Raw genomic sequence first — 23,242 nt, forward strand, 5'->3', positions numbered from 1 at the left:
CTCCGGCTTCCGGAGGGTTTTGACAATAGAGACTCCACACGCCATGGAAGGAGGAAAGAAGAATGGAGCTATATTTTTTGGGAACCAATGCCGGCGTCCCTTCGTTAGAGCGGAATGTAACATCGCTTGCGCTCCGCATGCTAGAGGAAAGACGGGCTATCTGGCTGTTTGACTGCGGGGAAGGAACCCAGCATCAAATTCTTCGTTCTCCTCTTAAGCTTAGCAAGCTGGAGAAAATATTTATTACACATTTACATGGTGACCACCTGTTTGGTTTGCCAGGTCTAATATCAAGCCGGGCCTATCAAGGGGGAGATGAGCCGCTCACGATATACGGGCCTGTTGGCTTAAAGCAGTATATCCATACTTCGCTTGAGCTGAGCGAGTCGCGCATTAGCTATGAGCTCAATATAGTGGAGCATGAAGGAGGACTATTGTTTGAGGATGAATCGTTCCGGGTCGAGGCCTCACTGCTCGACCACCGGGTTACGAGCTACGGCTACCGGATTATAGAGAAGGATTTGCCGGGCAAGCTCGATTGCAGCGTCCTCGAAAGCTATGGTATTCGTCCAGGACCGATATATGGCAAATTAAAACGAGGCGAGACCGTGCAAACGCCAGATGGCCGGATTCTCGAACCTTCTGAAGTGCTGGGTAAGCCGAAAAAAGGCCGGATCGTCACGATATTGGGCGATACGCGGCCGTGCGGCTCCGTGCTCACATTAGCGCAGTCTGCTGATGTTCTCGTGCATGAAGCGACGTTTCTTCATGAGCTGAAGGACACCGCCCGTACTTATTTTCACAGTACAGCTCGCCAGGCGGCAGAGGCGGCGAGGGAAGCAGGTGTCGGGCAGTTGTTCCTTTCGCACTTTAGTTCGCGGTATAAGTATGAGCAGCAGTTAACGCAGCTGGAACAAGAAGCAAGAGAGGTTTTTCCGATGGCCAGACTGGCTTGCGAGCATAGATTATATCCGATTGAACGGAGAGAGCAATAAAATATTTTCCGGGAAAGCGCAGGAAATGACAGGCCGCTGCAAAGTTTGATAAGGAAGAAGGGGGAGAGATCCTTCGTTCGATGCCTTTCGACTTGCAGCGGCTCTAATTTGCTGCTATGGACCCGGACGCGGGAAGAAATTTGCCTCCGCTTTGTTTTTCTATGTAGAATATAATAAGCAAATATTTCGGGAGGGTGCCCAGTGAAAAAGATTCCTTTTGCCATACATGGTTTTGGGACAATCGCCAAGACACATATAGTTGCACTGCGAACGTTGCCGGTTATTAAGAAAACCCCGTTCGTACCGGTATTGGATACGCTTGTAACCCGTAATCCGGATTTACATAAAGAGCAGGCTTATGCGATGGGCTTTGATTATGTTACGAACGATATATGTGAAGCGGCTAACCGGGAATCGGTGGCAGCGGTTAGCGTTTGTACTCCTAACGCCTTTCATCCTGAAAGTATCCGGGCAGCGGGTGAAGCGGGCAAATCCCTTTACTGCGAGAAACCGATTGCCGATACTTACAAACAATCCGTAAAGGCAGCAGCGGCATTTCCCGATCATCTGACAGAGCAGGTTGCCCTCATGTTCCGCTATCATCCTGCTGTGCAGCGGACTACGGAATTGCTGCACCAGCAAAGCATCGGCGAAGTGCTGCAGTGTAAAATATCGTACTTGCGTTCCGGATATCTCGATCAGGAGCGGCCTTTTAGCTGGCGGGTAAGCAGCGAACTGTCCGGAGGCGGGGCAATTACCGATATCGGGGTTCATGCGCTTGATTTGGTTTGTCACTGGTTCGGTGAGCTGTCGCACATCAGCGGATTCACAGAGACTTTTGTGAAGGAACGCCATGTCGAACCAGGGAGCGGGCAGAAAGTGAATATTGCAGTGGATGATTGGGCGGCTGTAAATTATGAGACGGCTTCCGGTGTCCGTGGAATGGTGGAAGTATCGCGCATCGCCTGGGGAAGCGACGCCTTCACGGTACAAATTGTCGGGACCCAAGGAAGCATCGTGATGGATTTGGAGCGTGACAGCTACCCGAAGGTTCAGCTGCTGCGCGGGGCGCTAAGCCACTGCCCCGAACCTGCCGGACTCGCCCTGCTGCCTGATGCCAAGGCGACGATGGGGCTGTTTGTAGATTCCCACTTTGCCTCACTTCATCACTTTATGCTGAGATTGAACGGCAGTGATGAATTTGCTGGCTTGGCCCCAACCTTTGCTGATGCGCTGCGTGTAGAGAAGTACGTCGCTCAAGTTCGCGAGAAGGAGTGAAGTTGTTGTCTAAATGGAAAGCCTACCTCATTGACCTGGATGGCACGCTGTATCACGGTTCGCGAATGATGCCAGGGGCCGATGAATTAATTCATGCTATGAAACTTAATCATATTCCTTTTTTATTCGTTACAAATAATTCTTCACGGACACCCGGAGATGTCGCCCTGCATTTGCAACAGATGGGCATCCCGGCAGAGGAAGACGAGGTATGCACATCCGCTGTTGCCGCTGCCGAGTATATCGCCGCGGTACAGCCTGGGGCCAGTGTAGCTCCGATCGGTGAGCACGGCCTGGTGGAAGCGTTGAAAGCTGCCGGCTTGTCGCTGGATACCGGTCAGCCGCAGTTTGTCGTACAGGGAATTGACCGTACGTTTACTTACGACAAACTGACGCTAACAGCCCGCTGGATAGCTGAGGGAGCGCGTTATGTGCTGACGAATCCGGATTTATTGCTGCCATCACAGGAAGGCTTAATGCCTGGAGCAGGAACGATTTCGGCTGCCATTGTGGCCGCTACCGGTGCTGAACCCGTTGTCATTGGTAAGCCTTCCAAAATATTGATGCAGCATGCGATGGACCGGCTTGGCGTAACTGCTGATGAGACGGCGGTTATTGGTGATAATATGTTTACCGATATTTCCGCTGGAGCTCACGCTGGCTGTGGAACGATTTTAACGTTAACCGGAGTGACCCATCGCGATAATTTTCAGGAACTGACGAGGAAAACGGGTGTAGAACCGGACATCGTTTGCGAAAATTTGGATGAAGTGAGGGCATTGATTTTAAATCGCTCGAATTGAAGATCAAAGGCATAATGCGAGAGAGAAGGGAAAGATGGATATGCCGGAATTGCCGGAAATGGAAAACTATCGAATACAATTGTCTAAACATATATTGGATCTGCCTATTACCAATGTAGCGATCAACCGGGAGAAGTCCGTCAACATTGAGGCAAATGCATTTAAGAGCGCTTTGATGGGCGGGCAAGTTATTTTTATCGAACGCCGGGGGAAGCATCTTCTGTTTCATCTGGACAACGGCCGCCGGCTTTTGCTGCATTTGATGCTTGGCGGATTGCTCTACTTGGGATCACCTGAAGACCGTCCGAACCGGACCACGCAAATTGAAATTACCTTTGGAAGCGAATTGGTGCTTTACTTCATTGGTCTTAGGCTGGGCTACTTACACCTGCATACTGCGAAGGAGACGGAACAATTAATGTCCGATCTAGGTCCTGAGCTGCTCGATCGCAGAATGAATGAAGAGAAATTTAAAGCAATTTTTCGCAAACGCCGCGGCAGTCTAAAGACAGCGCTTGTCAATCAGGAAATCGTGGCGGGCATCGGCAACTGCTATGCGGATGAGATCGCCTATGCGGCTGAGCTCAAACCTTCCGCAAAATTGCAAAATTTCAACGAGGAGGATCTGTCCCGATTGTATGCTGCGGCCCGGGAAGTCTTGCTGAACGCTACAGAAGCTGGCGGCTACATAGAGCTCCCAATGACTCAGGATGATCAATTGACAGGCGGTTTTAATGAACGCTGCCAAGTATATGACCGCGAGGGGGAGAAATGCTTTCGCTGCGGTGATAACATCGTCAAAACAGAAATAGCCGGTAAAAAAGTGTTTTACAGTCCGGGCTGTCAGCATGATCGCTAGCGAGCCGAAAATCGGCGGGCATCTTAGTATTCGCGATGGATATGCCGGCGCTGCTCGGACCGCTATTTTGCTGGGGGCCGGAGCGTTCCAGTATTTCCCTAAAAACCCGAGAAGCCTGACCGTTAAAGCTTTTGACCGGCAGGACGCCGCGCGCTGCCGCAAGCTGTGCGAGGACCATGATATCCAGTCTGTTGCCCATACACCGTACCCGAGTAATTTAGCTGTTGATCAAAAGGCTGCCCGTGAACAGTTTGCCAGAACAGTGGCTTCTCTTCGCAATGATTTGGAAATAGCTGAAGCCTGCGGCTCGTTGGGGATTGTTGTTCATTTTGGAACATATAAGGCTGGAAACCCCTTACAAGGCTATCAAAATATTATACAATGTATAAATGAAGTGCTCTCCGGCTGGAGCGGCCGTGCTAAACTGATTATTGAAAATCAGGCTGGCGATCATGGAGATATGGGCACGACTCTCGAGGAGCTCGTTCAAATTCGCAAGCTCTGCGATTCAAGGGAACGGATAGGCTTCTGTCTCGATACGTGCCATGCGTTCGCTTCCGGGATGTGGACTGGCGGACAGGATCATGCGTTTGCCGCTAAAGCGGCAGATCTGGGGTTCTGGGAGGGCTTAAGCGTCATTCATCTGAATGATTCCAAATATCCCGCTCGTTCCCGCAAAGACCGGCATGCGCGCGTAGGTGAAGGCTTTATTGGCGAAGAGGGTTTTCGCCAGCTGCTGCAGATGGAAGAGGTTCAGGGAATACCGTTCATATTTGAGAGTGAGAAAGATGCAGCCGGAACCTATAGAGAAGATATGGAGAAGGTGAGGCGTTGGGTGGAAGCCTAGGCTGAAATTCCGCGGGAAAGGAAGAAGAACATTGATTCATGTTTATATGGATGATTTACGGCGCTGTCCTGCCGGGTTTACTTTAGTCAGGACCGTCGATGAATGCATACAATTGCTGCGAAATACTGAGGTCGATATTTTGTCACTGGATTTCGATATGGGACCGGGGGAGAAGACGGGAGCTGTAGTGGCTGCAGCCATTGCCAGCGAAGGGCTTTATCCACGGGAGATATTTTTGCACACCTCCAGTATGGCTGGAAAAAAGAGCATGTATGAAATATTGCATCAAAACAAGCCGGAATGCGTCATCCTGCACAACGGGCCCATTCCGTTTGATCGTCTGGATGAAATCGAGAGCTTGACCAGAAGAAGTACACGCAAGTAAAGCTGAAAAGATGAGTTAAGCCGTTATCGAATACGGTTATTACTTCTGGGGGTTGGTGACGTTGAACAGGAATGAGAACGAACCAGGTGATCCTGGCCATCATATGAATACCCATTGGATTTGCACGGCCAATCACGGATTTGCGCCGTATGCGCAGGAGGAGCTGCGCCGCATGTTCGGTGCCGTTAAGAGCACAATTGTTGTTCCGGGCGAAGTGATGTATGTCCTATTGCCGCAGCAGGCGGAGCAGGTTCTCGCTAACGTTGCAGATCATCCTCCCATTTTTTTACGCCATCTGTTTCATGTGGATTGGCTGTGGAATGCGCAGGAAAATGAGGATGGAGCAGACTGGATCGGCGAACTCGTCCATTTTCTATCGTCTGATCCGCGGCTTCGCGGCTCCAAAATAGCAATTCAGCCCAGAAAATCCGAGGGGGCCCTTTGGAGTGGCAGCGCAGCTGAACTGAAGGAGATGCTGGAGAGCAGGCTAACGGAATTAAGCGCGGAATTCGTCGTGCGGGATGCGGAATACATTATTTCTGTGTTTGCGTCAAAGGATTGCATTTTTGCAGGCGTATCCCATCCTGCGTATAACATATCGGACTGGAACGGGGGCGCCGTCCGTTTTCAGCGGGAAGAAGGGCAAATTTCGCGAGCGAAATTCAAGCTGCTTGAAGCGGAGCGGGTATTTGGCATCGACTTCACGGCTTTTCATCAGGCGCTGGACATCGGGGCTGCCCCTGGCGGCTGGACGTCATTTTTATTGGAACGGGGACTGAATGTCACGGCGGTGGATCCGGCGCGAATGCATCCATCCCTAGTATCCTCTCCGCAATTGACCATACTAAGGAAAAATGCCGGCGAGGTAAAATTTAAGGACAACCAATTCGATCTGTTCGTATGTGATATGAGCTGGAGTCCGAAGCTGACCGCAAAGCTGGTGAGTGAACTGCTGTATGCGCTAGAAAGTGGCGGAACGGCGATCGTTACAGTAAAGCTGCTCAGCAAGAAGCCTATGGCGCTAATTCAAGAGGTCACCGCTATTTTTGAGCGATCCCGGATGCAGGTACAAAGGGCAAAGCAGCTGTTCCACAACCGGGATGAAATTACATTATATATGATTAAGTATTAATGACATTAAATGATTGTTTGCAAAAAACACTTTACAAATTGACTCTCAATATCTTATACTGATTCCAAAATTATACATTATCCAGTGAAGGGAAAGCATCCCCTCATTCTGCTCCGGTCATACCGGGGCGCAGAGTGTGGGGACTTTCCTTTTTTTGTGCGCAGAAAGGAGGTTTACGGTTGCCCTTTATACGAGAGCTGGCTGCCGGCGAGGTTATAGCCCAAAGATATGAGGTGAAGCGCATCATTGGCGCCGGCGGGATGAGCCGGGTATATCTCGTGTCCGATTTGAAGCTCCCAGGCAAAGTATGGGCGATGAAGGAAGTGGCGGCTTCCCCTCATATTCATCGTTCTATTGAAGAAGAGGCAGCGCTGCTGATCGCGCTTGATCATCCCAGGCTGCCAACAATTATCGATATTTATGCCCATGCTGAGACAGGACATTTGTACTTGGTAATGGATTATGTGGAAGGGGATCATTTGGATCGCTATGCAGCCAAACACGGCCAGCCTTTACCGCTGCAAATGCTCATCGGATTCGGGCTGCAAATTTGCGAAGGGCTGCACTACTTGCATTCCCGTCAGCCGCCGATTATTCATCGGGATTTGAAGCCTGCAAATTTGCTCGTGAATTCCGACGGTGAGATTCGTTTTATCGACTTTGGGATTGCGCGCTGGTACAAGGAAAATCAGGCCGAGGATACGGTGCTCATCGGATCGGTAGGCTTTGCAGCCCCCGAGCAGTATGGCGGAAAACAAAGCGACTGCAGAACGGATTTGTATTCCTTGGGAGCGGTGCTGCTGTTCCTTGGGACGGGAACTATACACACCGCCTGGTCAGAGGAAGCGGCCCTGCTGCTGCGTCGTCATGGTTATGAACCCTTGCTTCCTGTTCTTTATCGTCTGCTGCGGAGCGATCCAGGGAACAGATATGCTTCTGCGGCGGAAGTAAGCAGCGAGCTGTCGGTGCTAGCGGCGGGATTGATGATAGACAGGAATCAATTACCGGAAGGAATGGCAAATTCAGTGAGCCGAACAGCTCGCTGCCAGGTGATCGCCGTCATGGGGGTCAGTCCGGGAGTCGGCACCACGCATACAGCTATTTTACTGGCCCACACGCTAGCCGGTTATGCAAGAAAAGTAGCCATCGTTGAATTGGAACCGAAATCAGCAGCGTTCCGCAGGCTTGAATCGATCGTCCTGGGGAAGACAAAGGCAGGCAAAGCCTCGTCGCCGCCCTGCTTTCAAATCAACTCTGTCGATTATATCCGCCAGCCGGCACGCTCGGAGTGGATTGAACTGCTTGCGGCAGGCTATGACTTCGTCGTATGCGATATCGGTTCGGCTAACCGCAAAGAATGGCTGGAGGAGTTCACGCGAGCGGACCTCCCGGTTATCGTTGCTTCCGGCGCTGAATGGAGAGAGGAAGAGGCGATGGTTCTCGGTTCGCGGATCGGCGAGGCTGTAAGAAGAAAATGGGTATGCCTGGTTCCGTTAGGAAATGCGGCTGCTGTAAGAAGACTGCGCAAACATTTAGCAACGGAGCGGGTATATATGATCGCTGCGGAGAGCGATCCATTTGATCCCGGGCAAGAGACAGTAACTGCAATAAAGAAAGCCTGTGCTCATTCTATTGCTGAGCTCTCCCCACCAGTGGGCAGAAGTGTATTTAAGAGAAGACGATGGAAAGGAAGTGGTCATTAAAATGGCCAGACTAAGGCAGCGGACGAGACAGTTAATTTATGCGGGAGTCACCGGGGCCGCAATTGTCGGCGTATTGTTTGCCGGCTATGCAGTTATTCAAAGCAAGCGATCTCATGAGATGAGAACAGCGATCACGCAAAAATATGAGGCGCAAATCCGCCAGCTGCAGGAGGAACAAGCGCGCAAGACGGTTACAGGCTGGCTGCTGGTCAGGGACATATCGGCAGGACATCCGATTCGTTCAGAAGATGTAATAAAGTCCGAGCTGTCCGCAGATCATGTGCCGGCTAACTTTATTAAGCTGAAGGAAGATATTACAGGAAAAAGCGCCAAAATTTCTTTATCGAAGCGTACGTTGTTAACGGAGGGACTGCTGTATAAGGATGAGCCGACAACACACGATCTGCGATGGCGTGAAATGGGGTTCGTCCAGCTGCCAGCCGTACTGGAACAAAACGACATCGTTGATGTGCGCATCCAATTTCCTACCGGCCAGGATTACATCCTGTTGTCAAAAAAGAAAATAGAGCGTTTAGCGGGCGGAACAGTGACGGTAATGCTGGATGAGCTCGAAATTTTATCCTTATCCAGTGCGATTGTAGACGCTTATTTACATAAGGCATCGATCTACGCGCTCGCTTACGTAGAGCCGCAGCTGCAGGCCAAGGCGATACCGACATATCCGGCCAATGAATCTGTACTGCAGCTCATTAAGAAGGACCCTAATATTATCGCGCGCGCCGAGCTTGCCTTATCAAATGCTGCGCGTCAGGTGCTTGAAGCGGATTTGTTAGTCGTATCTCCGCAGAGCGCAGCTGAATTTGCGGGACATAAAACAAATCAGCCGGTAAGAGCTTCGGCATCATCCTCTGATGACAGCTTTAAGCTGGATCCATAAAGCAAACTAAGGTGAACTAAAAAATGGAATACAGCCAAGGGATTTCTACCTCTTATGAACTTATACCATCCAAGAAATCTGGGAGCAGCAGCGGTCGTAGGAACATTTTATTTACTTGCCTCACATCCAGTTTAATAGTTCTACTTATGCACATCCATAAAGCTAATCCAGAGAAGTTTGGCTATGTCCGGTTTCAGTTCAAGTTAAAGGAGATGATGCGATGATACGGTGGATATTTACCGGGACAGCAGATAAGCGTGACTTGTTGCTTTACATATGTAAAGTAATGGCTTCCTCAGGGCGGCGGGTGCTGCTCGTCGACGCGACGGAGGCGGGAAAATATCGGTATTGCATCGGCGGCATAACGGAAAGCTTGGATATCACAGAATTTAATGGCTTCGATGTCGCTCGTGCAGGAGCGCCAGCGCTTGTCGATGCAGATGAAAATTACGACTTTTGTTTATACGATGTAAACCTCGTTGCGAATACAAATGAATGGATTTGGAACTGTGCTGAGCGGATTGTTTGGGTGTCCAGCTATGATCGTTATGAAATCGTCCATAGCTTTGATTTTTTCAGTAAATTGTTTACGACGTGGCCGCATTTGCAAAGAATGCAGGTGCTTCCGGTGTTTACGCGAACGATGGATAGTTATGTAACTGAACCCTATGTTATGAGTTTCATGGAGCCTTTGCCGATCGATTGGATGATAACGGATATACGGATACCGTGGGACGAAAATAACGCTGTCGTTCAAGTGGAGAACGACCACGCTCAAACCTTGCGCATGCACCGGATCACCCGGACTTATAAGCGGGCAATTACGCAGTTGATAAGCCAGCTCGCCGGCTGGGAATTTAAAACGGTAAGAAAAGCATTTCGCATAGCGGAGAGGAGACGGGCATGAGTAAAGTTGTATTTTGGGATTCAGGCTGCGGTGGATCTGCCGAAGTTGCTGCTGCTTTTGGCGTATCGGCAGGTTTGCACGACCGCCATCATTTGCTGCTGACAAATTGCGGACAGAGCGGAACGGGAATAGAGGAAGGATTTCCACCGCGTTATGAGGAAATGGAGGATTATTTTCATTCACCTGTTCGTGACCATGGGATGGAAGCACTGCTGCGGCTGGCAGAAAGTGAACGGCTTTCCAAGGCTGCCATTGCCGATTATACGTATCCTTTGCTGCAGGGGCGGCTGGATATAGCTTTTGGCCCGAAATTCGGCAGCGATCCGTGGGAATTGATACAAAGTAAAGAGTTTGCTGCGATTATTCAGATGGCTGAACAACAGTATGACTTTGTAGTGCTGCAGCTATCGGGCAGCAGTGCGTTAAGCTATACAGCTATGCTGCATCCAGACGATGTGATCGTAGCAGTACTGAGGCAAAACCGGGTGGAAATGGATGCATTCTTCAAAAAAATCAATACAGCCAACTCGTTATTGCATCCTGTTCCAATCGTCGCTGTCATCCATCAATACGACGCATTATCCAAGTGGAGTTTGCAAAATATTAAACGTCGTTATCATAGTCAAATCCCGATGATCGGTATTCCGTATCATACCGAATTCAACGACGCCTGGAATGGACAGGACATCATTTCTTTTTTTCGGCGCTACCGGCTGTTGAAGGGACGTGGATATGAGCGGGAGCAGTTTCTCTTTAGCTGTAAAGAGCTGGTTCGCTTCGTGCTGGGCAAGAAGGAGCAAAGCAATCATCCAGTGATGAACGGTAAAGAGAAAGGAGCTTAATCGTGAATCCATACGTGAACCTGCTCGGAATCGTACTCATTATACTGCTGGGCATCGGATATGTTTGGATCAAAGCCCGCACGGTTGGACCCAAAGGGCATCCGGCTGAACCGGTAGAGGAGTTATTGTCAATAAACACATTAATACAATATGTCAAATCCCAACTGCACGAATTGAGCCGGGCGCAGGTAAATGACTGGGGGATCAGCGAAGAAGCCTGGAGCCGCAAGCTGAAGAGCAGGGCGGAGCTGCGTCAGGCTCTGCGGGGATGCACTTGGGGCGACCGCCATGATAAACGGTATGTAAAATCATACATTAAAGATTTGTTATTGAACGGCTGCGGGATGAATGACAATACAATCGGGCACTATATCCCGTTTGATCAGCGGGAGCTGTTGTCCGCCCAGGATCGTTTTGACATTATATTGTATTTGTACACCCAGCGGTACGGTGACGAAGCATTGGCGATGCTTATTGAGACGTATCAACTCGATGAACAGAAGCCGTCAGCGGGGGATCATCTTTCGTTTCATTATGAAGTCACAGCCGATGACATTGAGGAAGTGTTCTATTTGGAATATCGGCGACTTGATTTCCGGGAGAAGCTGGATATTCTTGCCCAGCGGATCTATCAGCAATACAAGGGATTTTCGGTCATCGATGAAATTCGCGAGCAGCGCATTGATGGAGTCAGCGGTGGTGTAAATGGGGTATCTGTATTGGACGATGAGGATCTGCATAGCGAATATTGGGCAGGAGCAGATTTGATAAATAATATGGATGCCGACGGGGATGAGGATGGCCGCGATATTTCCAGGTGCTGGGACAGTGTATGGATTTTTTATAAAGGTAAAAGCATGCGGTTGTCATTTCTTACCTTCGGTAATGATGCGGAGCTAAAAAGGGTCTGCCAGAACATTTACAAATACAATTTGCCGGGGCAGTTATCCGAAGCGAATGGCTATAAGGTGAATGAAATGAAGGATGGCGCCAGAGTGGTTGTTGTTCGCCCGCCGTTTGCGGAATCGTGGGCTTTCTTTCTGCGGAAGTTTGACTTGAAAAGCGTAGCGCTGGAACAGCTAGTCCAAGGAGAAAATGCGAAACTGCCCGTGCAGCTGCTGAAATTTCTAATGAAAGGCAGCCGGATTACAGCCATAACCGGTTCACAGGGATCAGGAAAAACGACTTTGCTGATGGCCTTGGTCAAATATATTTATCCTTCCTATACGTTAAGAGTTCAAGAGATGTCGTTTGAACTAAACTTGCGGAAGTTGTACAGCACGAGAAATATTTTGACCTTTCGGGAAACGGAGTATATATCCGGACAGGCAGGACTGGACTTGCAGAAGAAAACGGACGGCACAGTCAATATCCTAGGTGAAGTAGCTAGCGATGAAGTGGCATCGTGGATGATTCAAATGGCGCAGGTGGCCAGTCTGTTCACTTTGTTTACGCATCATGCCAAAACGTTCCGCGACTTAATAGAGTCGCTGCGCAATTCCTTGCTGAAAACAGGCATGTTTCGCGACGAGCTTGTTGCCGAAATACAGGTCATCACAGTGATCGATTTCGATATCCATTTGCGCAGAGATATGTCGGGAAAGCGATATATCGAGAAGATTACGGAATGCGATCGTATTGGTCAAGGATACCGCGAACGTGTAGTTCTGGAATACCGGAACGGGGAGTATGTGTCCGTAGAGCCGATATCGAGGCAAATGAGGGAAGAGATGGCCCGGGAGATGGCACAGGAAGACCGCATCGCCTTTGAACGATTTCATGACGCCTATTGGAGGGAAGAAATTGGAGCTTAAAACCGCATTAATCGGTGTGTTTTTTATTTCCCTGCTATTCTTCCTTGCCTTGTACATGGCATCCCAGAGACTGATGCGCCATGAAAGGGATGAGGCGCCCGGAAACAGTGGCAGTAATCGCAGCTTACGCGCATTTGTCCGTAATCTAATCACTGCCGTCCTGTTAAGGTCCTATGCCGTATTCAATAAAATCCCTCCGCTGCGATATTACGTCCTTAAAGTCCGCAGCAGATTGTCCTTGATGCATATGTATGCTGAATTTGAATTGCGCAGGAAGACGATGCTGTTCGTGTATACGATCTTTCTCGTATTTGGATCCGGAATTGCTGTGCTTACTGTAATAAATCCCAATATTATATTTTTTCTTACTCTATTAATTACGGCAGCTGTACTGCAAGGACTGTTTCTTGACGGGCTCGTAAATCGAATCGAGACGAAATTGCTGGAGCAAATGCTCGAATTTTTTGCCTCTGTCCGCCACGCCTACCATCGGCACAATATGGTAATTGAAGCGATTGAGGAGGCCGCGGAGGGACTGGGCGAAGAGATCGGCTCCCATGCTTATCGCATCAATGAGGCGCTGTTGTCTCCGCAGCAGAAAGTAACTTTGGAACAATATTATGAGACTGCTCCGAATCGTTATTTAAAGGCGTTTGCCGGTATATCCAGCTTAGTGCTGGATTATGGCGATAAAGCGGATATGGAGAACAAAGCGGGACGAGCACGCAAACAAGGCGCAGCGGACAAGAAGGGCTCCATCTATTTGCGGGCGATCTCCAGCCTAACGCAGGAGATTCATTTGGAGCTGATACGCCGCAACAAACTGGATTATTTGCTGAAAGGCTTGCATGTCATCGCCCTGATTCCGCTATTTTTTACGAAGCCGATCGAAATGTGGGCAAGACAAAACTTTCCGCTAATGGACCAATTTTATTTGAGCAAAGCAGGCATCATCATAAAAATATTAATATTTGTAATTATATTAATCTCATATATCCTGCTGCAAAAACTAAAAAATGATGAGGAGACCTTATATCGGGCAGCTCCTGACCTCATGCCGTGGGAAGCGCGGTTCTATAAACTTACACCGGTACGTATCGTTGTTCGCTGGTTTGTCCCGCCGGGCTCGTCCTTTGATTACTATCGCCTCACCGAGCTGTTTAAGGATACGAATCTTAAGATGAGGGTGGAGTGGTTTCAATTAAGAAGACTGAGCCTGTTTATGGCCAGCTCCCTGCTTACATTGACGTTAGCGGTATCCCTTCATATCATTTCACAGCACAGAATCATGAGCGAGCTTCCAGAGCATGCGGTGTTTTTCGGCAAAGCAACCTTATCTGAGGAGAACAAGGCCCGGGAAACGCTGGAGATAGAAAGGATGGCCATGGAAAGCCTGAACATGCCGGCAAAGGTCAGTTACGAAGCAGCCTTGAACTCGGCAGAAAAGGCGCTTTTGCTCAAAGGGAAAACAATGAGCCCGGAAAATATAAAGCTGCTTGCCAATCGGATCATTGATAAATTGAACCGTTGCAACAACGAATATTTAAAATGGTGGGAAGTCATTCTCGCTTTGGCAGCAGGAGCTGTCGCATACTGGGTTCCCTTATGGATGCTATGGTTTCACAAAAAAGTGAGGCTGATGGATATGCGGCATGAAATTTATCAATTTATGACGATGATCGGAATCTTTAAGGAATTGGAGCGTATTTCGGTCGAGGAGATTTTGGAATGGCTGTACGTTTATGCCGTAATTTTTAAAGCGCCGATTGAAGAATGTCTGTTGAATTACAGCCAGGGTGCTGAAGCTGCACTGGAGAAAATGAAAGAGGGGGTGGGCTTGGAGGAATTTCAGCGTTTGGCAGATAAGCTGCTGCTGGCAGCCGGTAAAATTACAATCGCCAAAGCATTTGACGATTTGGAGGATGAAATGTCCTTCCATTTTGAGCGGCGGCGTTTGGAATATGAGAAATCTTTGGATACTCGGGCCGGGCTTGGGCGCATGATCGGGTTTACGCCGATGTACAGCCTGGTGTTTGCCTACTTGGTCACTCCTTTAATATGGATGAGCTTTAAGCAGATGGACTTGTATTTTGAGCAAATTCAAAAATTATAAATATCAGGGAGGAAATAAAAATGAATAACGCGTCATCGGCATTGAAAGTAGCAGCGGGCATATTTTTGACCATTGCGCTTATTACGATCGTAGTCATTTTATTTGTATCGGCACAGGAGGCAACCAAGACGGCGCAAAACAACTTTTCCGACATTCAAACCGAGCTATCGCAAGCCTCGTTTACGGTGTATGACGATACAACGGTGAGCGGATCGCAAGTAACGAATGCCCTGCGGAAATTTAAAGACCGGGAGCAGTTTGGCATTCAGGTCAAAACCGGAAAAAATGGCAAGGGACAATGGTACGGCAACGTGCTGCGGGTAGGGGATAATTTGGCGGTAGAGGACTATGGGGCCGTCATTAGCGAAAAGATAGGGAACATTAACAATGCCTGGAATGAAGTTCTTGACGAATATGTAAATCCGAGCGGAAAGTTTAAAGCGAGCGTCATTAAGGACAATTCCAATGTCGTCCGCGGCATTATATTTACACAGACGACGGTCATTTATTAATATGTCTGCCGCTTTAAACAGAATGCTGTGGCTATTCGCCTCTTCCGTGCTTTGCGTCGGGGCGGCATCGGTTATATTGGAGCAGGCCAGGCTTCAGGATGAGGTGCTGAACACGCTGATTCTGTTTACGCAAGGACAGAAGGACAGCATACATTCCACGATAGGGATCTCACCGCAGCATGAACAGTATTCTGGGCTGGAATTGATGTATAGTTTGCGGCAGCTTGGCCGGCAGGGGACGATTGTAGAGATTGACGGTGCCCTGATCGATCTCGAAGGAATGGGCAGCGACGACGTGTCTATCCAAGATAGCGTTGCAGCTAGAGTTTCGGCGAGTTTGGTCATGAAGGCAAGCTATCGGGTTCATGCCCAATACAATGCTGATGGCAGTATGCGAATCATTTCGTTTTTTATTCAATGAAGGAGCTGTATGATGTCAAATGCTCTATCCAAAATTACAGCGGCAATATTGGCTGTAATTCTAGTCTATTTGTATCCGGCGGTTCAGTCCGCGCATCGTCAAGAAGATTACCGTGCGCTGGCGGCCTATAATACGTTAGTAAGATTTACTGATGCGGTTAGAAATAAAGGGTATGTAACGCAGGAGATGTACAATGATTTCGTCTATGAGCTTGCGGAATCAGGCAGCGAGTACCGGATTGACCTCGAACACCGGCATAAGAAATTCCATCCTGAGTACGGCGATGCCGCCGATTCTTCCACCTTTTTGGATCGGTTCAGCATTCATTATGAGGCGCATTACAGTCAGGAAATATTGTCACAGCTGTTCCCGGAACCTGCTGTGTTGCCTGTTGGGAAACGGGAACTGGAGTCGGGGGCGGGGCCGGTATATTTAATGGAAGTCAGCGATTATTTTACGGTTACGATTACAGCCTTAAGCCGGACCCCGTACACCATTTTCAATGAACTGCTGTACGGTCCGGCAAGCGGTAGCGGCCCGGATGCCTTCACTTATGGAGGAATGGTACTTAATGAAGATTACTGACTGGTCGATTGTTTTCATGTTAATCGTTACGCCTGTACTATGGGCTCTGAACTTGCATACCCAGGATTTGCGGGAAGCTCATAGCCTGCAGCTCCGTTATACATCTGCTTTACATACTGCGGTGCAGGACGCAGCTGCTTCGCTCAATTTAAATGAGCTGCAGCAGTTCGAGAGCGGATACGGTTCTTCGAAATTTATGAGGACGGATAAAGAGGCGGCTGTATCCGCACTAATGACTACGCTAGCTGTGAATTTTGGCATTGAGGACGATCCTCTGGCCAAGGGCATGCTCATGACGTATATCCCGGCGGTAGTAGTCATTGAGTACGATGGGTACTCTGTTTATGCCGTCGAGGATGAGGCGGATAATAAAAGTTTAACGCAGGAAAGGACACATCGCTTTAGAGCGAAGAAGCCGTATGTGTATATGGATCAGTTGGGAAACAGCATCGCATTTACGTTGGATGATGAAGTGACAGCATATGATATCCGCAATGGTCAATGGATTAGAGGCAGGCAAAGGGAGTTGCAGAACTCCGCCTCCATTCCATTATTGCAAAACCCCGAGCTGTTTGATGCCGTTCGCAGAGCTACGATAGTGCGGGCTTTGGAGGAGAGCCTGGCCGAGTATATGAACCGGCACAATGAATACGCGGCGCGAATTGGAGTGGACTATGTATTTACACTCCCTGTCATTGCACAGGAACAATGGAATAATAGTATAAATGATGTCGGAATTATCGCGTTTTTGCAGGGCATTCCGGTAGGTGATCGTTACTATAATAATTTTGCATTTGGGGGAGGACGCCTCATGCAAAAGCGTTCGTGGATTGGAGGAACTGATGAAGCGACAGGCATTAAATATTTCTTCAAAGATACGTGCCCGCTAACGTACAATCGGGAACGAATATTTACAAATCGGCGGGACGCTGCGGCAAATGGCTATTATGAAGCAGCTTGTCCATAAGCCTTCGTATAAAAACTGTTTCAGACCTTCTCCTTCTTATGCTAAAATAGGTTCTTGAATGTCATATAGAAGGAGTAAAGGTAGCCAATATGAGTTTATTAACTGTTGAGAATGTCTCCCACAATTTTGGAGACCGCATATTGTTTAAAAATGTTTCGTTCCGCCTGCTGGCAGGAGAGCATGTCGGCCTTGTCGGAGCGAATGGAGTAGGCAAGTCAACCTTGATGAATATATTGACCGGACAAGTATTGAAGGATGAGGGCAAGGTCGAGTGGACTCCAAAGCTCCGATACGGATACCTTGATCAGCATACGAAGCTGACTCCCGGAAAAACGGTTCGTGACATACTAAAGGATGCTTTTCTCCCGCTGCTGGAGCTGGAGAAGGAAATGATGGAAATTACCGGGCGAATGGCTGATGCCTCTCCGGAAGAGCTGGAACTGCTGCTCGAGCAGATGGGCGAAATCCAGGAGCAGCTGGATATCGGCGATTTCTACCTGATCGATGTAAAGGTGGAGGAAATGGCGAATGGACTCGGTTTGTCGGCGATTGGTCTCGACCGCGATGTAGCCTCATTAAGCGGCGGCCAGCGGACGAAGGTGCTTTTGGCCAAGCTGCTGCTGGAGAAGCCGACTGTATTGCTGCTGGATGAGCCGACGAACTATTTGGATGTGGAGCATATCCAGTGGCTGACGAATTATTTACAGAACTATCCGTATGCGTTCATGCTTATCTCCCATGATACCGAGTTCATGAATAAAGTTGTGAACGTCATTTATCATTTGGAGTTCGGCAAGTTAACCCGTTATTCTGCGAATTATGAAAAATTTTTGGAAATGGCGGATATCAATAAAAATCAGCATATTGATGCTTATGAGAAACAGCAGGAGTATATTAAGAAGCAAGAGGATTTCATTCAGCGGAATAAAGCCAGGTATTCTACTTCCGGCAGAGCTAAAAGCCGTGAAAAGCAATTGGATCGCCTGGATCGGATCGACAAGCCGGAAGAAGCGGCCAAACCGGTGTTCGGGTTCAAGGAAGCGCGAGCCAGCGGAAAGACGGTGTTTGAAGGCGTCGATTTTGAAATCGGATATACGCATGCTTTGCTGCCGAAAATGTCGATGACGATTGAACGCGGCGAGAAAATCGCTATCGTGGGCTGCAATGGCGTCGGTAAATCGACACTGTTAAAAACGATTTTGGGCAAAATTCCGCCAATCAGCGGAAAAACGTATCAGGGCGATTTTTTGCATCCCGCGTATTTTGAGCAAGAGGTTAAGGCAGGAAATGCGACGCCGATCGATGATGTGTGGAATGAGTTTCCCCATCTTAATCAGCATGAAGTGCGGGCTCATCTGGCGCGCTGCGGGTTGAAGAATGACCATATTACCCGCCAGCTAAGAGCGCTTAGCGGCGGTGAGCAGGCTAAAGTCCGCCTTTGCAAGCTGATGATGCGGGAAACGAATTGGATATTGTTCGATGAGCCAACAAACCATCTGGATGTTTTGGCTAAAGAAGAGCTGAAGCGGGCGTTGAAGGAATTTAAAGGCACTGTGCTGCTCGTCTCTCACGAGCCCGATTTTTATGAGGATTGGGTGACGAAAGTGTGGGACGTTGAGCAGTGGTCAATGCGGTAAGCGACATACGTTCGTTTGAACTTAATCAACTTGCCGATTAAAGCGCCTAGAGCGAAAGGAGTCGACACAATGCAGGGTATTCATGCTGTATCCTCTGCAGGGGAAGGATTGACAGGCACCCGGGATCGGTCAGACCGTTACTCCAGGCAGGAACGGTTTGCCATGATCGGTGTGGAAGGACAGCGCAAGCTGGCCGAGGGCGCCGTTCTGATCGTCGGAGCCGGCGCACTGGGAACCGGAATTGCGGAAACGTTAGTGCGGGCCGGCGTCGGGCGGATCGTCATTGCCGATCGTGATTATGTGGAATGGAGCAATTTGCAAAGGCAGCAGTTATTTGCTGAGGAAGACGCAGAGCTTCGTCTGCCCAAAGCGATTGCTGCCAGAAAGCGGCTGCAAGCAATCAATAGCGAAGTGATTATAGAGGCGCACGTCATGGACGTGACGTATGCTGAAATTCACTCTCTGCTGCCGGGAATACAGTTGATATTGGACGCAACGGACAATTTCGATACGAGAATGCTTATCAATGACGTTTCTCAACAGCAGGGCATTCCGTGGATTTATGGGGCCTGTGTAGGCAGCTATGGAATTACGTACACCGTGTTGCCAGGACATACCGCTTGCCTGAACTGCTTGCTCGGTTCGATTCCTCTTGGCGGAGACACATGTGATACCGCTGGCATTATTCCGCCCGCCGTGCAGACGGTTGTTGCCCATCAGACAACGGAAGCCTTGAAGCTGCTGACAGGGCAAAGGGAAAGCCTGCGCGGTACTTTGCTGACTTTTGACTTGTGGCGCAATGAGCAAGCGTCCCTCAAAATGAATGCAGCCAAGCGTGCGGACTGTCCCTCATGCGGCTCTCAGCCCGTATATCCTTATTTATCTTTCTCGGGCTCACGAAAGACGGAGGTGCTGTGCGGCAGAGATACGGTACAAATCCGTCCGGCACATCCGCGGGAATGGAATTTGGAGGAGACAGCCGCAGCTTTAAAGAAGCTTCATGAGGGGATTGCAGAATATAATAAATTTCTGCTCTCATTTACGGTTGGCGAACATAGGCTGGTGTTGTTTAAGGACGGAAGAGCGCTCGTTCATGGTACGAAGGATATCGTAGAAGCCAAGGTGCTGTATGACCGGTACTTTGGCTAATAGACCCTAACTCAAACCATTTCGATTTTTTCGGAATGGTTTGATTGCATTTTGTCCATCTTAATTAATATAACTGGGATGTTCATGCAGAAGGTGGGCGGGAAACAATGGAGGTTCAAATTTTATCGGCCGGAGGGGAGTTCCCGCAAAAGAGCCGATTACACAGGCAGTTAAAAGAGGCCGGTTATGCTGTGTCAGTTATTCGCATCCTTGATTTGCCGGAAGGGCAGCTTCCTAAGCAGAAGCCGGATATTTTGCTAATTGAAATAGGGGAGTCAGGGCTCGACGCTCTAAGCATGCTGAAGGAGCGTGAAGGGGGATATCCTTATCCGATTTTGGCGGTGCTGCTTGAGCGGAATACACAGCAGCTCGTATCGGCTTTTGCCGCTGGAGTGAATGATGTCGTTGATGGCTCCGTACCGTTCTTGGAGCTTGATGCGCGTATAGGCAACCTGGTTAAATTGTTTGCAAGAATGGACGATAGACTGCCGAATGAGATTGTATTTGAAGACTTGCGCATTGAGCCGAAAAGCCGCAAAGTATTCCGGGAGGGACAGTTAATCAAATTAACGCCGAAAGAATACGAACTGCTCGTATATCTAAGTAAACATGCGAACACGGTATGCCATCGTGAGGATATCCTTCAGGAGGTATGGGGTTACGATTTCGCGACGGGGACGAATGTCGTCGATGTATATGTGCGGCATTTACGTAAGAAAATAGATCGGGGCAAGGCCAGAAAGCTCATTCATACGGTGAGAGGCACAGGGTATATGATGCACTAGATGCACGAAGTAAGGAATATCATAAGTAAGCGATAAGTAAGCGATAAGTAAGGAAAATGTACGCAGTAAGGAAAAGTTGCAAGGAAAAGGGACCTTCCCATAGCAGAACAATATCTGCTATGGGAAGGCCCCTTATTTTCGTAGACTTAATGGGGATTCTGTACTAGAGCACACGGCGAGCTTTAATATAAGTTCTTTTCCATGTTCCGGAGTTCAAATCAGAGATTGTAACGCCAGGCTTGCCGTAAGTGTGCAAAATTTTGCCATTGCCTACATAGACAGCTACGTGAGTGATATTTTTTCCTGTTGAACGGCTGCCGCTAGAGAAGAATACAAGATCCCCTGCCTTCAAATTCTTTTTAGAAACAGCTACTCCTACTTTAGATTGAGCTGCAGATGTACGCGGGAGATTAACTCCATATTTTTTGAAAATATGCTTCATAAAAGAAGAGCAGTCGAAGACGCTAGTTGTCGAAGTGGAAGCACCGAATTTATAAGGTGTGCCCATATATTTTTTTCCGAAGTTGACGACTTGAGTTCCTTTAGAAACAGCTACGCTCTCTACGGATTGAGTGGCAGCTGCGGCTTGTGCTGTGCCTGCTCCACTTGCAAGCAAAGTACCAAAACCAATAGCTGATACGATGCCTACTGTCAATACTTTTTGGGATAAAGTATGAAATTTCATGTTGTTATACCTCCAAAGTTTTTTTTGACCGGCTCGATTTGAAGTATAACAGGTTTAAAACAAGCTATAATTTGCCAAACTCGCGGGATAAGTTGCCTCCCATGGCTTTGCAAGAGTTTATTAAAAAACTATTAAAGTTTACAAAAAATTAAGAAAGAACAATTGATATGAAAAGAGAAAAGCACATAAACCTTGTCGCATCAAGGGTTATGTGCTAATTTAGCTTAAAAATAAATAGTTACAATTTTGTCTCTTAACAACGTTAATCCCGGCTTTGAATGATCAGCAGCAGACCGCTTTCTATGCGGACGGTTCCTTCCGGCTGTATTAGCCGATTGCTGATGCCCAAGGATTGTCCCATGCGGAGCGTTGCATTGTCCAGCGGGTACATAAACCCGTCCAAGCTGATGCCGGTTACCTCCGGCGTAAGCGGAATCAGCGATACATAAGTGAAGCCGCGCTCCTGAATGACACTGCTCGAGCCGGTAAGCGTAATATAGTTGTGCGTATCATATATGGCACTCGGTATTTGATGCTGTAATCCCCTTAGCATCATTTGAATGTTCGCTAGCGTATGATCCATTCTCGTGCCGGTGACGCCCATCATTATAATTTCTGCAGGTTGCCTATCCATCGCTATCACATAAGCTAATTCAGTATCAGTCAAATCTTTATTTACCGGATCACAGCTAATCAATTGTCCGCTGGCGCTTTTCACTTGATCGAATTGTTCCTCATTAATGGAATCAAAATCACCAACGGCCATATGCGGATGGATTCCGTGTTCCACCAGAAATAGGGCGCCGCGATCTGCGCCGATGATCAAGTCACCCGGACGAATCTCTTCCAAATAGGCAGTATTCGTATTGCCGCCTGCAAAGATAAGTACTCGTTGTAATGTCATCTCTCTACTTCCTTTCCTATGGGAACATGCCCATCTCCAGTATAAATCAGATTTCATGCTTGCACAATTTTGCCAGAGCAGACTACAATGGACTCAGTAATGATCCCGGAAAGGAGAGGAGGGAGCAGACAGAGACATCAACTATGAAAGCGTCATCATGAGCTGCGGGAAGCGAACCCCTTTTTCTGAATTATTTCAAAAAATGGATTAGAGCATCAGGCAGCTCGTTTTGCCAAAATCCCCAAAGATGCTGGCCGTTTTTTTCGTAATATTGGACTTGAGCGCCGCGCGCTTCCAATAGTGATTTTGTCGTGCGGTTTAGTTGCACAAAATTATACGTACCTGTATCCGTCGTGTAATGATCCTCTTGAAGGCCCACAATCATATATAAGGAAAGGAAGGACAAGTCCGTCTCTGCCTCGACGATTTGCTGGGTTTTCTCGTAAAAAGCTCCCGACAAGCTGATCACTTTGGAAAACAGTTCAGGATTTTTCATAGCGATATGCAGCGAAATGGTACCCCCCAGGGAATCGCCAGCAAGAATTCGCTCAGCGGGTTCGCGGCGTACTGGATAATTGTTCTCCACGAAGGGAATAATTTCTTCAGTAAAGCAGGAAATATAGGCGTCAAAACGGTTTCCGAAGGGGGCGTATTCCTCTGTTCGGACCGATGTATCGACTTCGACTCCTACGATAATGAAAGGATCGATATCTTCGTCCAGGATGAGGCGGTTGGCATGAGTCGCGATTCGACCATAATTGAAAAATTCCTCGCCATCCTGACAATATATGACCGGGTAGCTTAATAATTCGTTGTATCCAGGGGGCAAATAAATACGCAGCGAACGTTTCTCCCCCAAGTATTTGCTCGTAATTTCCTCCTTGACGATCGTTCGTTTTAAATAGCGCGAATCCGTCATATTATTACACGCTCCTGTCTTAGCATTTTGCTTTTGAATACCTGGTAAGATAAGATTACCTTAACTGTGGCTGTAAATTTGTCATGCGGTAAAATGGTTGTC

At 48.4% G+C, this 23,242-nt stretch carries 23 protein-coding genes; 20 read left to right on the forward strand and 3 right to left on the reverse strand.

Annotated elements, in window-relative coordinates:
- Positions 1 to 62 precede the first annotated feature (62 nt).
- From rnz to G358_RS0118020, 20 genes are all read left to right on the forward strand, one after another.
- Positions 63 to 995: a ribonuclease Z gene (rnz, locus tag G358_RS0117920; RefSeq protein ID WP_019638623.1), complete on the forward strand. Its 933-nt coding sequence runs from the start codon at positions 63 to 65 to the stop codon at positions 993 to 995.
- Positions 996 to 1,196: 201 nt separating this feature from the next.
- Positions 1,197 to 2,273 (forward strand): Gfo/Idh/MocA family protein, encoded by a 1,077-nt coding sequence (locus G358_RS0117925; RefSeq protein WP_019638624.1) that lies wholly within the window; start codon positions 1,197 to 1,199, stop codon positions 2,271 to 2,273.
- A gap of 5 nt (positions 2,274 to 2,278) precedes the next feature.
- Positions 2,279 to 3,076 (forward strand): TIGR01457 family HAD-type hydrolase, encoded by a 798-nt coding sequence (locus G358_RS0117930; protein WP_019638625.1) that lies wholly within the window; start codon positions 2,279 to 2,281, stop codon positions 3,074 to 3,076.
- A 40-nt stretch (positions 3,077 to 3,116) separates the two neighbouring features.
- Complete coding sequence (locus G358_RS0117935) at positions 3,117 to 3,935, forward strand: Fpg/Nei family DNA glycosylase (RefSeq protein WP_026342332.1); 819 nt, start codon at positions 3,117 to 3,119, stop codon at positions 3,933 to 3,935.
- Positions 3,925 to 4,782: a deoxyribonuclease IV gene (locus tag G358_RS0117940; protein WP_019638627.1), complete on the forward strand. Its 858-nt coding sequence runs from the start codon at positions 3,925 to 3,927 to the stop codon at positions 4,780 to 4,782. The genes G358_RS0117935 and G358_RS0117940 overlap by 11 nt, the downstream gene beginning before the upstream one ends.
- Before the next feature lie 34 nt (positions 4,783 to 4,816).
- Positions 4,817 to 5,167, forward strand: coding sequence for a cyclic-phosphate processing receiver domain-containing protein (locus G358_RS0117945; RefSeq protein ID WP_026342333.1), 351 nt, complete (start codon positions 4,817 to 4,819; stop codon positions 5,165 to 5,167).
- A gap of 103 nt (positions 5,168 to 5,270) precedes the next feature.
- A complete protein-coding gene (locus G358_RS0117950; RefSeq protein WP_026342334.1) occupies positions 5,271 to 6,299 on the forward strand; it encodes a 23S rRNA (cytidine(2498)-2'-O)-methyltransferase RlmM in 1,029 nt (342 codons plus the stop codon).
- Between the two features lie 179 nt (positions 6,300 to 6,478).
- A complete protein-coding gene (locus G358_RS30410) occupies positions 6,479 to 8,002 on the forward strand; it encodes a serine/threonine-protein kinase (RefSeq protein WP_019638630.1) in 1,524 nt (507 codons plus the stop codon).
- A 1-nt stretch (position 8,003) separates the two neighbouring features.
- Positions 8,004 to 8,900: an SAF domain-containing protein gene (locus tag G358_RS0117960; RefSeq protein WP_019638631.1), complete on the forward strand. Its 897-nt coding sequence runs from the start codon at positions 8,004 to 8,006 to the stop codon at positions 8,898 to 8,900.
- A 220-nt stretch (positions 8,901 to 9,120) separates the two neighbouring features.
- On the forward strand, positions 9,121 to 9,807 hold the full coding sequence (locus tag G358_RS0117970) for a hypothetical protein (RefSeq protein WP_019638633.1): 687 nt from the start codon (positions 9,121 to 9,123) through the stop codon (positions 9,805 to 9,807).
- Positions 9,804 to 10,649 carry a P-loop NTPase family protein gene (locus G358_RS0117975; RefSeq protein WP_019638634.1) on the forward strand — a complete coding sequence of 282 codons (846 nt, stop codon included), beginning with the start codon at positions 9,804 to 9,806 and terminating at the stop codon, positions 10,647 to 10,649. The genes G358_RS0117970 and G358_RS0117975 overlap by 4 nt, the downstream gene beginning before the upstream one ends.
- Positions 10,650 to 10,651: 2 nt before the next feature.
- A complete protein-coding gene (locus tag G358_RS0117980; protein ID WP_019638635.1) occupies positions 10,652 to 12,463 on the forward strand; it encodes an ATPase, T2SS/T4P/T4SS family in 1,812 nt (603 codons plus the stop codon).
- Positions 12,453 to 14,576 carry a hypothetical protein gene (locus G358_RS0117985; RefSeq protein ID WP_019638636.1) on the forward strand — a complete coding sequence of 708 codons (2,124 nt, stop codon included), beginning with the start codon at positions 12,453 to 12,455 and terminating at the stop codon, positions 14,574 to 14,576. The genes G358_RS0117980 and G358_RS0117985 overlap by 11 nt, the downstream gene beginning before the upstream one ends.
- Positions 14,577 to 14,596: 20 nt before the next feature.
- Positions 14,597 to 15,088, forward strand: coding sequence for a hypothetical protein (locus G358_RS0117990; protein WP_019638637.1), 492 nt, complete (start codon positions 14,597 to 14,599; stop codon positions 15,086 to 15,088).
- Between the two features lies 1 nt (position 15,089).
- Positions 15,090 to 15,509: a hypothetical protein gene (locus G358_RS0117995; RefSeq protein WP_019638638.1), complete on the forward strand. Its 420-nt coding sequence runs from the start codon at positions 15,090 to 15,092 to the stop codon at positions 15,507 to 15,509.
- A 9-nt stretch (positions 15,510 to 15,518) separates the two neighbouring features.
- Positions 15,519 to 16,094, forward strand: coding sequence for a hypothetical protein (locus tag G358_RS0118000; RefSeq protein WP_240480061.1), 576 nt, complete (start codon positions 15,519 to 15,521; stop codon positions 16,092 to 16,094).
- Positions 16,081 to 17,061, forward strand: coding sequence for a hypothetical protein (locus G358_RS0118005; RefSeq protein WP_019638640.1), 981 nt, complete (start codon positions 16,081 to 16,083; stop codon positions 17,059 to 17,061). Before G358_RS0118000 ends, G358_RS0118005 begins: the two co-directional genes overlap by 14 nt.
- 89 nt (positions 17,062 to 17,150) lie before the next feature.
- A complete protein-coding gene (locus G358_RS0118010) occupies positions 17,151 to 18,698 on the forward strand; it encodes an ABC-F family ATP-binding cassette domain-containing protein (RefSeq protein WP_019638641.1) in 1,548 nt (515 codons plus the stop codon).
- Positions 18,699 to 18,767: 69 nt separating this feature from the next.
- A complete protein-coding gene (locus G358_RS0118015) occupies positions 18,768 to 19,847 on the forward strand; it encodes a MoeB/ThiF family adenylyltransferase (RefSeq protein WP_019638642.1) in 1,080 nt (359 codons plus the stop codon).
- A 107-nt stretch (positions 19,848 to 19,954) separates the two neighbouring features.
- Positions 19,955 to 20,632, forward strand: a complete 678-nt coding sequence (locus tag G358_RS0118020) for a winged helix-turn-helix transcriptional regulator (RefSeq protein WP_019638643.1) — start codon at positions 19,955 to 19,957, stop codon at positions 20,630 to 20,632.
- Between the two features lie 163 nt (positions 20,633 to 20,795).
- Here G358_RS0118020 and G358_RS0118025 read toward each other — a convergent pair whose 3' ends face one another.
- The 3 genes from G358_RS0118025 to G358_RS0118035 all read right to left on the reverse strand — a co-directional run bounded on the left by G358_RS0118025 (position 20,796) and on the right by G358_RS0118035 (position 23,140).
- Positions 20,796 to 21,317 (reverse strand): C40 family peptidase, encoded by a 522-nt coding sequence (locus G358_RS0118025; RefSeq protein ID WP_019638644.1) that lies wholly within the window; start codon positions 21,315 to 21,317, stop codon positions 20,796 to 20,798.
- Between the two features lie 262 nt (positions 21,318 to 21,579).
- Positions 21,580 to 22,221: a thiamine diphosphokinase gene (locus tag G358_RS0118030; RefSeq protein ID WP_019638645.1), complete on the reverse strand. Its 642-nt coding sequence runs from the start codon at positions 22,219 to 22,221 to the stop codon at positions 21,580 to 21,582.
- Positions 22,222 to 22,411: 190 nt separating this feature from the next.
- Positions 22,412 to 23,140 (reverse strand): alpha/beta hydrolase, encoded by a 729-nt coding sequence (locus G358_RS0118035; RefSeq protein ID WP_019638646.1) that lies wholly within the window; start codon positions 23,138 to 23,140, stop codon positions 22,412 to 22,414.
- Positions 23,141 to 23,242 lie beyond the last annotated feature (102 nt).

Source organism: Paenibacillus fonticola DSM 21315 (assembly GCF_000381905.1).
Classification (GTDB): domain Bacteria; phylum Bacillota; class Bacilli; order Paenibacillales; family Paenibacillaceae; genus Fontibacillus; species Fontibacillus fonticola.

Bases quoted from the DNA above. Each gene is read 5' to 3' on its own strand.
- rnz (WP_019638623.1), top strand. From the start codon at position 63: ATGGAGCTATATTTTTTGGGAACCAATGCCGGCGTCCCTTCGTTAGAG.
- G358_RS0117935 (WP_026342332.1), top strand. From the start codon at position 3,117: ATGCCGGAATTGCCGGAAATGGAAAACTATCGAATACAATTGTCTAAA.
- G358_RS0117940 (WP_019638627.1), top strand. From the start codon at position 3,925: ATGATCGCTAGCGAGCCGAAAATCGGCGGGCATCTTAGTATTCGCGAT.
- G358_RS0117950 (WP_026342334.1), top strand. From the start codon at position 5,271: ATGAATACCCATTGGATTTGCACGGCCAATCACGGATTTGCGCCGTAT.
- G358_RS0117960 (WP_019638631.1), top strand. From the start codon at position 8,004: ATGGCCAGACTAAGGCAGCGGACGAGACAGTTAATTTATGCGGGAGTC.
- G358_RS0117970 (WP_019638633.1), top strand. From the start codon at position 9,121: ATGATACGGTGGATATTTACCGGGACAGCAGATAAGCGTGACTTGTTG.
- G358_RS0117975 (WP_019638634.1), top strand. From the start codon at position 9,804: ATGAGTAAAGTTGTATTTTGGGATTCAGGCTGCGGTGGATCTGCCGAA.
- G358_RS0117990 (WP_019638637.1), top strand. From the start codon at position 14,597: ATGAATAACGCGTCATCGGCATTGAAAGTAGCAGCGGGCATATTTTTG.
- G358_RS0117995 (WP_019638638.1), top strand. From the start codon at position 15,090: ATGTCTGCCGCTTTAAACAGAATGCTGTGGCTATTCGCCTCTTCCGTG.
- G358_RS0118000 (WP_240480061.1), top strand. From the start codon at position 15,519: ATGATGTCAAATGCTCTATCCAAAATTACAGCGGCAATATTGGCTGTA.
- G358_RS0118005 (WP_019638640.1), top strand. From the start codon at position 16,081: ATGAAGATTACTGACTGGTCGATTGTTTTCATGTTAATCGTTACGCCT.
- G358_RS0118010 (WP_019638641.1), top strand. From the start codon at position 17,151: ATGAGTTTATTAACTGTTGAGAATGTCTCCCACAATTTTGGAGACCGC.
- G358_RS0118015 (WP_019638642.1), top strand. From the start codon at position 18,768: ATGCAGGGTATTCATGCTGTATCCTCTGCAGGGGAAGGATTGACAGGC.
- G358_RS0118020 (WP_019638643.1), top strand. From the start codon at position 19,955: ATGGAGGTTCAAATTTTATCGGCCGGAGGGGAGTTCCCGCAAAAGAGC.
- G358_RS0118025 (WP_019638644.1), bottom strand. From the start codon at position 21,317: ATGAAATTTCATACTTTATCCCAAAAAGTATTGACAGTAGGCATCGTA.
- G358_RS0118030 (WP_019638645.1), bottom strand. From the start codon at position 22,221: ATGACATTACAACGAGTACTTATCTTTGCAGGCGGCAATACGAATACT.
- G358_RS0118035 (WP_019638646.1), bottom strand. From the start codon at position 23,140: ATGACGGATTCGCGCTATTTAAAACGAACGATCGTCAAGGAGGAAATT.